11 protein-coding genes and 1 other RNA gene are annotated in these 12,701 nt (G+C 68.4%); 2 read left to right on the top strand and 10 right to left on the bottom strand.

Translation table 11 applies throughout. The features are described 5' to 3' along the window. Window positions 1–37 precede the first annotated feature (37 nt). The 5 genes from ACYVAN_RS08725 to ACYVAN_RS08705 form a co-directional block, all read right to left on the bottom strand. Window positions 38–1,393 (bottom strand): NAD(P)/FAD-dependent oxidoreductase, encoded by a 1,356-nt coding sequence (locus ACYVAN_RS08725; protein WP_460957546.1) that lies wholly within the window; start codon window positions 1,391–1,393, stop codon window positions 38–40. Beyond that, window positions 1,386–1,619, bottom strand: coding sequence for a DUF6158 family protein (locus ACYVAN_RS08720; RefSeq protein ID WP_460957544.1), 234 nt, complete (start codon window positions 1,617–1,619; stop codon window positions 1,386–1,388). The genes ACYVAN_RS08725 and ACYVAN_RS08720 overlap by 8 nt, the downstream gene beginning before the upstream one ends. Window positions 1,620–1,631: 12 nt before the next feature. Continuing rightward, window positions 1,632–1,913, bottom strand: a complete 282-nt coding sequence (locus ACYVAN_RS08715) for a WhiB family transcriptional regulator (RefSeq protein ID WP_460957542.1) — start codon at window positions 1,911–1,913, stop codon at window positions 1,632–1,634. 231 nt (window positions 1,914–2,144) lie between these two features. Further along, window positions 2,145–3,449 (bottom strand): MFS transporter, encoded by a 1,305-nt coding sequence (locus ACYVAN_RS08710; RefSeq protein WP_460957540.1) that lies wholly within the window; start codon window positions 3,447–3,449, stop codon window positions 2,145–2,147. 227 nt (window positions 3,450–3,676) lie between these two features. Beyond that, on the bottom strand, window positions 3,677–4,501 hold the full coding sequence (locus tag ACYVAN_RS08705) for a GNAT family N-acetyltransferase (RefSeq protein ID WP_460957538.1): 825 nt from the start codon (window positions 4,499–4,501) through the stop codon (window positions 3,677–3,679). Window positions 4,502–4,576: 75 nt separating this feature from the next. Here ACYVAN_RS08705 and ACYVAN_RS08700 point away from each other — a divergent pair, with 75 nt between their 5' ends. Both ACYVAN_RS08700 and ACYVAN_RS08695 read left to right on the top strand, forming a co-directional pair. Beyond that, window positions 4,577–6,223 carry a DUF885 domain-containing protein gene (locus ACYVAN_RS08700; protein ID WP_460957536.1) on the top strand — a complete coding sequence of 549 codons (1,647 nt, stop codon included), beginning with the start codon at window positions 4,577–4,579 and terminating at the stop codon, window positions 6,221–6,223. A 100-nt stretch (window positions 6,224–6,323) separates the two neighbouring features. Next, window positions 6,324–6,800: a GreA/GreB family elongation factor gene (locus ACYVAN_RS08695; RefSeq protein ID WP_460957534.1), complete on the top strand. Its 477-nt coding sequence runs from the start codon at window positions 6,324–6,326 to the stop codon at window positions 6,798–6,800. A gap of 169 nt (window positions 6,801–6,969) precedes the next feature. Here ACYVAN_RS08695 and ACYVAN_RS08690 read toward each other — a convergent pair whose 3' ends face one another. The 5 genes from ACYVAN_RS08690 to smpB all read right to left on the bottom strand — a co-directional run bounded on the left by ACYVAN_RS08690 (window position 6,970) and on the right by smpB (window position 12,590). Then, complete coding sequence (locus tag ACYVAN_RS08690; RefSeq protein ID WP_460957532.1) at window positions 6,970–7,986, bottom strand: nitroreductase family protein; 1,017 nt, start codon at window positions 7,984–7,986, stop codon at window positions 6,970–6,972. A 464-nt stretch (window positions 7,987–8,450) separates the two neighbouring features. After that, window positions 8,451–10,157, bottom strand: coding sequence for a BCCT family transporter (locus ACYVAN_RS08685; RefSeq protein ID WP_460957530.1), 1,707 nt, complete (start codon window positions 10,155–10,157; stop codon window positions 8,451–8,453). Between the two features lie 587 nt (window positions 10,158–10,744). Continuing rightward, window positions 10,745–11,116, bottom strand: a transfer-messenger RNA (tmRNA) gene (gene ssrA, locus ACYVAN_RS08680). An 89-nt stretch (window positions 11,117–11,205) separates the two neighbouring features. Then, complete coding sequence (locus ACYVAN_RS08675; RefSeq protein ID WP_460957528.1) at window positions 11,206–12,117, bottom strand: amidohydrolase family protein; 912 nt, start codon at window positions 12,115–12,117, stop codon at window positions 11,206–11,208. Further along, a complete protein-coding gene (smpB, locus tag ACYVAN_RS08670; RefSeq protein WP_460957526.1) occupies window positions 12,114–12,590 on the bottom strand; it encodes an SsrA-binding protein SmpB in 477 nt (158 codons plus the stop codon). The genes ACYVAN_RS08675 and smpB overlap by 4 nt, the downstream gene beginning before the upstream one ends. Between the last annotated feature and the right edge of the window lie 111 nt (window positions 12,591–12,701).

Below are 12,701 nucleotides of genomic sequence, written 5' to 3'. Positions count from 1 at the left end.
ATGAATCGCAGCGCACCGGCCGGGCGACCGCGAGCGGTCAGCCCGCCGCGTGCCCGTGCTCGCTGGGCAGCCCACGCGTGTTGGCGGCCTCCACGAAAGCGGCCCTGGGGTCGTGCAGCTCGCCCAGCGCGACGGTCTGCCTGCGGAACGGCAGCTCCAGCAACCAGTCCCCCGCGATCCGGGCCTTGCGGGACGCCGTCGGCATCTTCGCGAGGTGGTAGACGCGATGCAGCAGCCACGCCGGAAAGCCCTTCAGCTTGATCCCGTAGACCTCGGCTGCGCCCTGGAACAGCCCCAGACCGGCCACCGAACCAGCGTGCTTGTGCCGGTAGTCGCTCAGCTCGCGACCACGCAGCAGGGACACGATGTTGTCCGCGAGGGTCTTGGCCTGCCGCACGGCGTGCTGGGCGGACGGGCTGCACAACGCGTCCGAATCGTCGCTGGTGAGATCGCGCACGGCCGCGCAGTCCCCCGCGGAGAAGACGTTGCTGGTTCCGCGCACCTGCAGCTTGGTGGTGCACTGGACCCGTCCCCGCTCGTCCCTGGCCAGGTCGCTGTTCTCCAGCATCGGGTGCGGTTTGACCCCGGCGGTCCAGACGATGGTGTCGGCGTCGAACTCGTCGGAGTCCGACAGCACCACGTGCCCGTCCTCCATCGTGGAGACCGTGGTGCCGAGCTTGACCTCGATTCCGCGCTCTTCCAGCCGCTGCCGTGTGTACTCGCCCATCGGCGCGCTGACCTCGGGCATGATCCGCCCCATCGCCTCGACCAGCACCCAGCGCATCCGCGCGTCCCGCAGTTGCGAGTAGTTGTTCATGGCGACGCGGGCCATGTTCTCCAGCTCGGCCATCGCCTCGATGCCCGCATAGCCGCCGCCGACGAACATGAACGTCAGCAACCTGTCGCGCAGCCGTTCATCGGAGGTGCTGGCCGCCATGTCCAGCCGGGAGAGCACGTGGTTGCGCAGGTAGATCGCCTCACCGATCGTCTTGAACCCGATGCCCTGCTCGGCGAGACCGGGGATCGGCAGCGCCTTGGACACCGAGCCGGGCACCACGGCGAGGATCTCGTAGTCGAAGTGCTCCCGGGTGCCGTCGGCGAGCGTGGCAGTCACGCTGTTGCGCCCGTGATCGATCGAGGTCACCTGCGCGGTCACGACCTCGCACTTGCGCAGCGTGTCCCGCAGGGGCACCACCACGTGCCGGGGTTCGATCGACCCGGCGGCGGCCTCCGGCAAGAACGGTTGGTAGGTCATGTGCTGCTGGGTGTCGATAACCGTGACCTGAGCTTCACCGTCGGCCAACTTCGACTGCAGGCGCAGCGCAAGGGTCAGCCCGGTGTGCCCGCCACCGATGATCACGATCCTGGGCCGCGTCGCCGTCGGCCTAACCATCGTGGGCGCCTCCTCTCGCACCCGCTCGGGTGCGCCGGGGATCGACGTCGCGTTCGGGATGCCGCCGCAGGTATTCCTGCTCGAGTTCGAAGGTGCGAGCGGTGTGCTCGCGCAGCGCATCGGGCGAACCGTGCAGGAAGGTCTCGTTGCGCGTCGCGTGCAGGTGTTCGAGTTCCCGAGTCAGGTCGGCTTCGCTCAGATCGCCCGCCAGTACTCCGCTGCTCATCGGACCCCCCGGCTATACCGCGCGGGCGGCGAGCATTTCCTGCCGCTCGCGCTCGCTGAGTCCGCCCCAGACGCCGTACGGCTCGTGCACGCGCAGTGCGTGCTCGCGGCACGGTTGAATCACGGGGCAACGCTGACAGATCTCCTTGGCGTGCTCGTCCCGCGTCGCCCGCGCGGTGCCGCGCTCGTTGTCCGGGTGGAAGAACTGACTCGTGCTGGCGTCCTTGCATGCCGCGTGAAGCTGCCAGTCCCAGACTTCGGTCACGGGCTTGGGCAGACGCAATGTTGCCGTCATTCTGATCATCCCATCGCCTAGCCGGGTTGTGCGACTTCGCGCCGCTACCTCGCGGACATACCCAGCCCGAGCACGAGGTGAAACCGACAGATCAGATTCCGTTGCGAATCTTCCGCTCCAAGGCGCGGACGGCCGCCGGGGGCGCACCCGCCGTTCCGGGGCCGGCGAGCTACCGGTGCGCGCGGAGAGCACCCGCCGACGGAGGCGCGCACAACCGAGAACGCCTTCGGGTCAGTCGCCGCCGACCCGGCGGGAGTTCGGCACCTCGGGCGCGTCCTCCAGATGACCGGTCTCGGCCGCGATCTCCTCGGCGGCGTGGTCGGTGCGCCCGGCCCTGGTTTCGGGAGCCCGCGACCACACGAGCAGGGCGAGCACGGCGGTGAGCCCCGTGACCCCGAACGCGGCCTGGAACGAGATGGCGTCGACCAACAGCCCGGCGACCAGCGGCCCCACGATGGCGCCCACGTCGGCCGACATCTGGAAGCCCGCCAGCACGGAACCTCCCCGACTCTTGGAGCCGACGATGTCGGCGACGGCGGCGTTCTGAGCCGGGTTCAGCATGCCCGCGCCCACGCCTGCCACCAGGGACGACGCCAGCAGCCACGGGATCGATCCGCTGTATCCGAGCGCGATGGTGCCCGCCGCCGAGATCGCCAAGCCGGCCAGCACCATGGGCTTGCGGCCGTGCTGGTCGGAGATGCGTCCGGAGAGCAGCAACACCGCGGCGTTACCGGCGGCGAACACCGACAGGGCGACCCCGGCCATGGCCTGCGTGGAACGGAGGGCTTCGACGACGAACAGCGGGACCAGCGCGATGCGCACCCCGAAAACCGCCCAGCCGTTGCTGAAGTTGGAGATCAGCGCTGCCCGGTAGGCGCGGTGGTCGAAGGCTTCGCGCACCGTCATGGCGTCCGCCGCGCCTTCGCGGTCATGGGCGACCAATGTGGACTTGCGCAGCATCAGCCAGCCGACGAAGGCCGCGACGAACAGGGCGACTCCGTAGGTGAGGAACGGCAGGCGCAGCGAGTACCCGACCATGAGGCCACCGATGATCGGGCCCGAGATGTTGCCGAGCAGGAAGCTCGTCGCCCACAGCCCGGAGGCCCGCCCGCGCAGGTCCGACGGTGCCAGGCGGATCAGCAGCCCCACGGCGGAGACGGTGAACATGGTCGAGCCGGTGCCGCCCAGCCCTCGGAAGAGCAGCAACTGCCAGTAACTGTCGGCGAAGGCGCAGGCCATGGTGCTGACGCCGACGATCGTGATGCCGATCACGTAGATCGGGCGTTCGCCGAAGGACGAGACGAGCCGCCCACTCACCGGGGCGAAGGCCAGCCGCATGAACGCGAAGCCGCTGATGACCATCGAGACGGCGGTCACCCCGACGTTGAAGCTCGCCGCGAAGCTCGGCAGCGCGGGCGAGACGATGCCCATTCCCACGGCGACGATGAAGCTGCCGATGACCAGGATCCAGATTTCCCGCGGTAGTGCGCTGATCCCGCGCTTGCTGTCGTCCTGCGCCGTCGAGCTGCTCGACACCATTCCTCCTCGCCGGGCATCGTGCCCAGCCGCTCCCCGACGCCGCTGGACGACGGCCGTGCGCTGCGAAGTTCCTGGCGGCAACTCCTTAACCACGCTAAGCGGGCCCCGCCGAGTGGTCAACTGAGATTCGCCGCACCGTCAGGTACGAGCGCACGCGGCGGCGCGTTTGTTCCCGCTCGCGGCACGCGATGATCGGCTTCGGAGCGATCCTCCGGGGAGCGGGGTCAGTCCAGCAGTTCGTCCACGCGCCTCGCGTACGCGGTGACCGAATAGGCCGTCTCGAACCCGCACGCCTCCGCGAACCGCTCGTCGGCACTGCCCTCCTCGCTCTGTGCGGCGGTCAGCACGGCACCTCGAGCCCGGAGTTCGTCGACAACCTCGGTGACCAGGGCGCGCCCGGCGCCCTTGCGACGGCGGCCGGGGCGCAGGATCACCTGTTCGACCAGCCCGACGCCCTTCTCCAGGAACCCCTGCGCGAAGCCAGCGATGCGGTCGGCCTCCGGATCGTCGAAGACCCGCAGCACGCAGCGCGGTTCGTCGATGCGGTGCCCCAGGTTGCGCGCGAGCTTGGCCTCGCCCGCCGACGACAGGCCCGCTTCGTCCCCGATCAGCTCGGCGATCCCGGTGATGTCGGAGTCCTCGGCTTCGCGAGTGGTGATCATCGACACCTGCGGTGAGCGGTGCAACAGCACCACCTGCTCCTCGACGGCCCGCCACCCGGAGTCGTCGGCGATGCCCTCTATCTCGGCGACCGTTGACGGCGAGGCGTAGACGACGGCTTCGGCGCGGTCGGCGTCGGCGAACACCTGCTCCAGCCGGAGCAGCGTCGTCGCAACCTCGGCGAGCGTGCCCCAAAGCCCGCAGGCGTGATTGGCGCTCGGCAGCGGGTTGTCCTTGTTGAGCACGACGGTCGCCGCCCCGGCCTGGCTGATCGTGCCGTACCGGATCCTGCCCGACGCCAGGCGCGCCTTTTCGACCAGGCCCGCCAGATCGCGGGCCTGGCGCGGATGGATCAGTGCTTCGTCGTCCGGATCGTGCAAGGGGTCCACCTGGCCCATTGTCGAGGTCGGCGCGAATGCGCCACCAATCGGCCACGCGGAGCGCGCTCGGGCACCATGACCGGTGTGACCACACCCTCGGAATTGGCCGACCTGCTGCTGGCGGTCGTCTTCGACGCCGATCCGGTCGGAGCGAGCCTGTACGGATACCGGGACCGCGACGAACGGCTCCCGGTGATCGCCGATGCGGCCGAACAGGCCATTCGCGCACGGCTCGACGGCATCCGGGTCCAGGCGATGCGGGTGGACACCACCCGATCCCCGCTGGAAGACCGGTTGACCCTTGCCGTGGTCCTGCAGCAGGCCGAGTCGATGATCGACCGGATCGACGCGCGCGGCGCGGAGTACGGCATCGCGAGCACCTTCCTGGCTCCCGTACCCGGGTTGCTGATGCATCTCGGGCAGGTCCCGATCGCCGATGCCGAGCAGGCGAGCGCGTTCGTGGTGCGGCTCGCGGGCATCCCCGGATTCGTGCGGGCAGCGGCCGACAGGCATCGAGCGGGAATCGCCGCGGGCAGGGTGCCGGTGCGGCACCTGGTGGATGCCGCCGTGGAACACCTCGACCGCCACCTGGCCGATCCGGCGGCCGATCCGCTGCGCGTCCCGGACCTGCACAGCGAGGCGCTGGAGGCCGATCGCGACCGGGTGCTCGAAGAGCGGGTGCGTCCGGCGCTGCAGTCCTACCGGAACATGCTGGCCGACGAAATCGCACCGCACGCGCGGTCGGCGGAACACCCCGGTCTGTGCTGGCTGCCCGAGGGCCGGGAGATCTACCGGCTGCTCAGCCGCGAGCACACCACCACCGAGCGCGACCCGGCGGAGCTGCACCGGACCGGGTTGGCCCTCGTCGAATCGATCAGGGCGGAATGCGCGGCCATCGGCGACCGCCTCTTCGGGCTGTCCGATCCCGGCGAGGTCATGCGGCGGCTACGCTCGGACACCGACTTGCGCTGGACGGACGCGGACGAGGCGTTGAACGCGACCCGCCGCGCCGTGGAACGCGCCGAGGAAGCGGCCGGGCGGTGGTTCGGCCGGATTCCGTCCGGCCGCTGCGTGGTGGAACCGGTTCCCGGGGTTCCCAACGAGTCGACTCCCCTGGCTTATTACATGCCACCCGCTGTCGACGGCTCCCGGCCTGGGACCTTCTTTCTCAACACCGATCGGATCGAGCAGCGCAGCAGGCATCCGGCCGAAGCGGTCGCCTTCCACGAGGCTGTTCCGGGACACCACTTCCAGCTCTCCCTCGCCCAGCAGCTGCACGAACTGCCGATGCTGCGCAGGCTGATGATGGCGACCGCCTACGCCGAGGGCTGGGGGCTCTACACCGAGCGGCTCGCCGACGAGATGGGTTTGTATTCCGACGATCTCGCCCGGTTGGGCATGGTGGGGTTCGAGGCGCTGCGGGCGGGTCGACTCGTGGTCGACACCGGGCTGCACGAGTTCGGCTGGTCGCGGCAGCAGGCGATCGACTACCTGATCGAGAACACCCCGCTGCCGCCGCTGGAAGTGGAGTCCGAGGTGGACCGGTACATCGTGTATCCGGGCCAGGCACTGGCCTACATGGTCGGACGGTTGGAGATCGACCGAATCCGGGCGGCGACCGAACAGCGGTTGGGCGCGGACTTCGACATCCGTGCCTTCCACGACACCGTGCTCGGTCACGGCGCGCTCCCGCTCTCCACCCTGGACTACTTGGTGAGCGAGGTGCTCTGACCGTCGCACCCGTGGCTAGGTTCACCGGCACCCCGGGCTCGAACGCGCACGACCGGTGCGCGGGTGTTTGAACGGCCGCCGCACCGGCAAATCCAACTGCATGGAGGACTCGCGCAGTACCGACGCTCGTGAACAGCTCGAAGCCGAGCTGGCCCGGTTGCGCGAGCAGAGCCGCGAGCTGGCGCCCGGAACCGACGACGACCACGTCGGTGACCGGGGCGACGATGCCCAAGCTCTCGCCCGAGCGGATGAACGGGCATGGGTGAACAACCGGATCAAGGAGATCACCCGCCGGCTCAACCACCTCGGCCAACCGCCGCCCTCCGGTGAGGGATTGCCCGAGGGCACCCGGATCACGCTGCGCTATCCGGACGGGACGGTGGCGAACATGCGGGTCGGCGACGAGTTCACCGGAACCGATGCGGCCGACCAAACCGAGCCGGCGCCGCTGACGCCCGCGAGCCCGTTGGGGCGCGCCCTCGTGGGATGCCAGGCGGGCGACAACATCACCTACGAGACCCCAGCCGGTGAGGCCTACGCCCAGGTGCAGGACATCCAATTGCCCAAACTTGGCTGATCAGACGAGCTCCGTTGTCCCGGCTCTGCAAGCGGACCTGAGCTCCAGGCAAACCTTGCGCCCCGTGGCCCCCGGTCCGGCTTCGCGGTCGGCCGACAAGCCACCATCCCGGGACGAACCCCCCGGCGTCCGCACCGCACCACCACGGCCGGTGCCCGGGCCAATCCGCTCAGGGGTCCTGCCGCTTCCCGGCCACGCAGATCTCCCCGAGCGGACGACGCACATCACGCGGCACTGAGATCCCCGGGTAGCCGAACCGCATGAACACCAGCGGCGCACCGGGAAGCGCGAGCCGTTCGGCCACCCCGTCCCGAACCTCCTGCAGGCGCAGCGGCTGCGGGAGCACCGATCCGACGATCCCGAAACTCGTGGCCTCCAACCACGCCTGCTGCATCGCCTGCCCCACCCGCAAATGACCGTCCCTGCCCTGTACCGGGGTGCTCAGCACGAGCAGCGATTCACCGCCGATCCGGGCGGCCAGCCGTTGCTCATTCGTCCAGTCAGCGGCGGTGCGGAGCGGCCGCGAAGCTGACCGGGCGGAACGTGGTGATCCCCCGAACGCGGCTGCGGAGAGCCGGTCGGCACGTTCCTGCTGGGCCGTCCAAGCCGCAAGCTCCCAGCGGTAGCCGGGATCGCTCCGCTCCACCCGCCCCGTGTGGGCGAGCACCCGGGCCAGGTAGGCGACTTCGTCATCACCCGTCACCCAGCGAGCGAACACTCCGGGCAAGCGGGTCGCCTGGTAAAGGCTTTCCTTGGTGACGTGCGAAAGTGGCTGGTTCTCGAACGCACGCCGGTAGCTGGCCCTGCGCACGATCGCCCGATAGCGCTGGTTATCGGTCGCGGTCTGGGCACGCGGCCGGGAAGCGACGACCGTGGTGGTGATGTGCTCGCCGTAGTGCGAGTGCACCTCGGCGGACCAACCCGCTTTGCGCACCGCGAGAACGAGGTTCGTCAACGCCGCCCCCAGCGCGAGCTGCTGTTCCCGCCCGCTCGGGTCGCGCTCCAGCAGTCGGCTGTCCGGCCGTTCGTGGAGGACCGCCGCGCGGTCCCGCAGTTCGAGCGACCACGGCTGCGCGTTCTGCACGGACGGCGCTCGGTTGACGGCCGTGACCATCGCCGAGGCCTCCTCCGGCGGCCACGCCTGCGCGGTCGAACCGGTGCCGCCACGCGCGTGAGCCGTCGTCACCCAGCTCATCATCGATCATCTCCCGTTGGGTTCGAAGCGACCCGTGGAGTGCCGCGCGCAGAGTGCGAAGCACGCTGCAGTTCCGGGGTTGTGGGACCGACTCCGAACCGACCCTGTCATCCGCGCGAATCCGCGCATCAGAGGAAATCGACCCTGTCCCCTGGGGGCTGCGTCGTCGAGAGTGACACACCACGCGCGAGTCCGCCCCAGGAGACAAGCCCGCGCGGCAGCGGACCCGGTCGGCCTCAACGCCACTCGGCAGGTCCACTCGGCAGGTCCACTCGGGAGTCCACCTGGGCGACGCCTCCGGCGCATCGCGCCGCGCAACGCCTGGCCGACCACCGGTCCGGGGCCGTGGCCGTGGGGTGGCCGGAACCACGGCGAAACCGCGGTTGGCGAACGACGATGCCCCGGCCACCACACGGGCGGCCGGGGCATCGAAACTGCTCGGAATCGGTGTCCGATCAGGGGTTGGAGGTGTTCTCCTCACCCGACCCGGACCCGGAATCCGACTGGGACCCGGAATCCGAACCGGAGCTTTCCCGCTCTGCCGCGCCGGTCGAGGTGCCGGTAGCCGTGCTGCCACTGCTACGACCGGCGGCAGCGCTGACCCGCAGCCGCTCGGCCGGACTCGGCTCCACCTGCAGGCTGATGCGCTCGCTGGACAGGCCACGCACGAGCCCAACGCACATGAACAGCAGCACCACGCAGAACGGCAGTCCCGCGACGATCGACGCCGTTTGCAGCGCCGACAACGCGTCCTGACCGCTGGCCGCACCGGCAGCCAACAGCACCGCCGCCAGCACACCTTCGAGGATCGCCCAGAACAACCGCTGCTGCCAGCGCGGATGCGGGTCGCCACCGTTGGTCAGGATGTCCACGACCAGCGAACCGGAGTCCGAAGAGGTCGCGAAGAACAGCACGACCACCAAGATCGCCAGCACCGAGGCGAGTGTGGAAACGATGCCGGCCACCGGGAGCTGGTTGAACAGCGAGAACATCGCGGTTTCCGAGCTCGCCTCGGCCAGCGGGTTCTGCGGGTCCTGCAGCAGCAGACGCATCGCGGAGTCACCGAAGATGGTCAGCCAGACCATCGAGGCACCCACCGGGGCGAGCAGCGCACCGAGAACGAACTGACGGATCGTGCGTCCCCACGAGATGCGGGCGATGAACATACCCACGAACGGGGACCAGGAGATCCACCAACCCCAGTAGAACAGCGTCCAGGAGGCCTGCCACTCGCGGCCGTCCGCCGAGTTCGGGTAGGTCTGGAAGCTCGTCTGGGGGAGGTTCTGCAGATAGGTGCCGATGTTGGTCGCCAACGAGTTGAGCAGGTTCAGCGACGGCCCGAAGAAGAAGACGAACAGCATCAGGGCGAACGCCAACCACAGGTTGGTCAATGACAGGTTCCGGATGCCCTTGTCGATGCCGAGCATCACCGATACGACCGCGATCGCGGTGATCGCCAATACCAGGAGGACCTGCAGCCCCGTGGTGTTCTCGATGCCGAAGAGCGTGCTGAGCCCCGCACCAACCTGCTGCCCACCGATGCCCAGCGAGGTCGCCAGCCCGAAGAGCGTGCCGAACACCGCCAGCACGTCGATCGTGTGGCCGATCCATCCGTAGATCCGGTTACCGATCAGCGGGTAGAAGGCTGCGGCCGGGCGCAGCGGCAGTCCCTTGCGGAAGGCGAAGTAACCCAGCGAAAGACCCAGCACGATGTAGATCGCCCACGGGTGCAGACCCCAGTGGTAGAACGTCAGGTTCATCGAGTTGCCTGCTGCCGCTTGAGTCCCACCGGGCCCCTCCGGCGGCTCCAGGAAGTGCGAGACCGGCTCGCTCACCGCGTAGTACACGAGGCCGATGCCCATACCGGCCGTGAACAGCATCGCGAACCAGGCGAGGTTCGAGTACTCCGGCTTGGAGTCCGGTGGACCGAGCCTGATCGTGCCCCATCGGGTGAAGACCAGCCCCACCACGAACACCAGGAAGAAGCTCGCGGCAATGATGTAGAACCAGCCGAAGTTCGTCGTGATGAAGCTGTTCACATTGGTTGCGATCGTCGACATCGATGCGGGCGCCAGGACGCCCCAAAGCACGAAAGCCACGGTCACGATCGCCGAAACGACGAACACCGGTGGGTTCGTATGTTCTCTCAGATACTGCTTCATCACCAGGTCACCTACTGTTCGGTCAACGACATGCCCCTCGGCGAACCCGTTGAACGCCCGGACCATTCACGAGTGGCGTCCTCGGCACCCGCTTTCAAACGACTATGCAGGCTAGTTTCGACCCAAAGCGGTGAAAACGCCCATGGTCGGACCCATATCGTAATGAGATCTCCGGGTTACCGCTGTTGAGCCGACGGTGCGGAGCGGATCACCGTGGGTGCACCAGCGTCGCGTTCGGACCCGGCGACGGTGACCAGGGGCACGCGTCAGCCCAGGGGCTTCAATGATCGAACCGTATCCCGCACTGGTCAGTTTTGTAACCCGAACGCGTTAGGCCGATGCATTGTGCCGGGGGCCGCTGCGTCCGAGAGGGACACCGAGAAGTGTTCCCGAGAGGCCGCACATCCGGCGCGCTCCCCGTGCCGGACGGTCGAAACCTCCACCGACCGAGTCCCGTGAAGCTCCGAATCCGGCCATTGGGCCGCCTTCACGCGGTGCCGGCCCGCAGAATGCGAGCTCACGGCTGACAGCCGCGGCAACCGAACAAAAATGCCCTGACCGGCGAAAACCGCCGGTCAGGGCTATGAGGGTGGAGGTGCCGGGAATCGAACCCGGGTCCTCCGTCGCTTCACCAAGACTTCTCCGTGCGCAGTCCGCTATGCCTCTGCTTGACTCCACCGGTCTCGCGAACTAGCCGGTGTGACGAGCCCAGTCGCTGTTTGATGTCCCACCAGTTCCCGCGACCGGAACTGGCGGTAAAAGCCTCCTAGATGATGCCGGATTCCGGGACGGAGGCTTTCCCGGTCCGACAGAGTTGCTCCTCGCTCAGGCAGCGAGGGCGAACTCGCGCTGACTCTTGTCGGCGCTTATTAGTTGACGGCGACGCTTGCGGTGGCCATCCGTCCTACACCGGCACGCTTCCCTCGGATCAACGTACGGAGTCGAAACCGTTCACCCCCTCGTCAGCGCCCGTCCTCGAAGGGCGCACTGCGTTGACACCAAGCATAACGCCCATGCCCCCGCGATCATTCCCACATCCCCCGAAAGATCAGCAATTGATCAACCGGGCCGGTGCATCGTACAACACCGACCGGAGAAACCACTGACCAAGGCGGTCATCGGTGGCCGCCCACTCCGCGATGGCTGCCAACTGACGAGCGTACGGATACGGGATGTTCGGGAAATCGGTCCCCAACACGACCCGATCCGCTCGCTCGGCCAACCGGGCCGACCAGTCCGGCGGTAGCGGGGCGGTCGCTTCGGTGAAGGCCACGCCCACCATCGTCGTGTCCAGATGAACCCGCGGGTACGTGTCCACCAGGTTCAACGCGGTCTCGTACTCCGGCATTCCCGCGTGGGCGAGCACCGCGACCAACCGCGGGTGCCTGCGCAGCACCTCGGCGAACACGTCGAGTCCGGTGTGGGCACCGCGCAGCGGGCCATGACCACAGTGCACCACGACCGGTACTTCCGCCTCCGCCAGCAGACCCCACGCCGGGTCGAGCAGTTCATCGCGCGGATCGAAGCCGCCGACCTGGACGTGCACCTTCACGCAGCGCGCCCCCGAACGAACGGCAGACGCCACGTAATCCGCCACGCCCGGCTCCGGGAACATCGTGGCCGTGGGGACCGCGCCAGGAGTCCGGCTGCCGAAGTCCAGCGCCCAGCTCGTCAGCCACTCGGCCATGCCCGGCTTGTGCGCGTACACCAGCGGCGCGAACGTCCGCACGCCGAAGTCCTCCAGCATCCGCAGCCGGGTGGACTCCTCGTGCCGGTACCAGATCGGCCAGCTCATGCCGTAGTGGGCTTCGGCCCGATCGAAGTATCCCCACACCTTTTGCAGCACCCGCTCGGGCAGGAAATGCGTGTGGATGTCGACCAGTCCCGGAAGGCCGAGCTCGGCGACCCACTTCGGGATCGACGGGTCCGCCACCGGGCGCCCGATTTCCGTCGGCGTCACCGCTTGCCCTTGCGGGCCCTCCCGATGGCGCGCGCCATCTCCCGCTCGGCATCGCGCTGGGCGAGGTCTCGGCGCTTGTCGTGCGCCTTCTTGCCCCTGGCCAGCGCCAGCTCCACCTTGGCCTTGCCGTCGGAGAAGTACAGCGACATCGGCACCAGGCTCAGCCCGGTCTCCTTGATCTTGCCGACCAGTCGAATGATCTCGAGCTTGTGCAGCAGGAGCTTGCGCGAACGTCGCGGCTCGTGGTTCGTCCACGTGCCCTCCGTGTACTCGGGGATGTGGACGTTGCGCAGCCACACCTCGCCCTCGTCCACGGTGGCGAAGCCGTCGACCAACGACGCCTTGCCCTGCCGCAAGCTCTTCACCTCGGTGCCGGTCAGCGCGATACCCGCCTCGTAGGTGTCGAGCACTGTCCAGTCGTGCCGCGCCCTGCGGTTCTGCGCGATCAGCTTGCGGCCGCGTTCCTTCGCCATACCTGCACCTTAGAACCTCTGGTCAATTCAATTGCACAGCGCCCACCGGAGGGCGAACCGCGCGCGCAAAAGGCCGGGGCGGTGAACCCTCGGTCCACCGCCCCGGCCGTG

The sequence above is a fragment of the Parasphingorhabdus pacifica genome, assembly GCF_054779195.1.
This window is presented reverse-complemented; position numbering and strand designations above follow the sequence as displayed.

What these genes read in the sequence shown, in the direction of transcription:
- ACYVAN_RS08725 (WP_460957546.1), bottom strand. Translation starts at nt 1,393, where the DNA reads ATGGTTAGGCCGACGGCGACGCGGCCCAGGATCGTGATCATCGGTGGC.
- ACYVAN_RS08720 (WP_460957544.1), bottom strand. Translation starts at nt 1,619, where the DNA reads ATGAGCAGCGGAGTACTGGCGGGCGATCTGAGCGAAGCCGACCTGACT.
- ACYVAN_RS08715 (WP_460957542.1), bottom strand. Translation starts at nt 1,913, where the DNA reads ATGACGGCAACATTGCGTCTGCCCAAGCCCGTGACCGAAGTCTGGGAC.
- ACYVAN_RS08695 (WP_460957534.1), top strand. Translation starts at nt 6,324, where the DNA reads ATGGAGGACTCGCGCAGTACCGACGCTCGTGAACAGCTCGAAGCCGAG.
- ACYVAN_RS08685 (WP_460957530.1), bottom strand. Translation starts at nt 10,157, where the DNA reads ATGAAGCAGTATCTGAGAGAACATACGAACCCACCGGTGTTCGTCGTT.
- smpB (WP_460957526.1), bottom strand. Translation starts at nt 12,590, where the DNA reads ATGGCGAAGGAACGCGGCCGCAAGCTGATCGCGCAGAACCGCAGGGCG.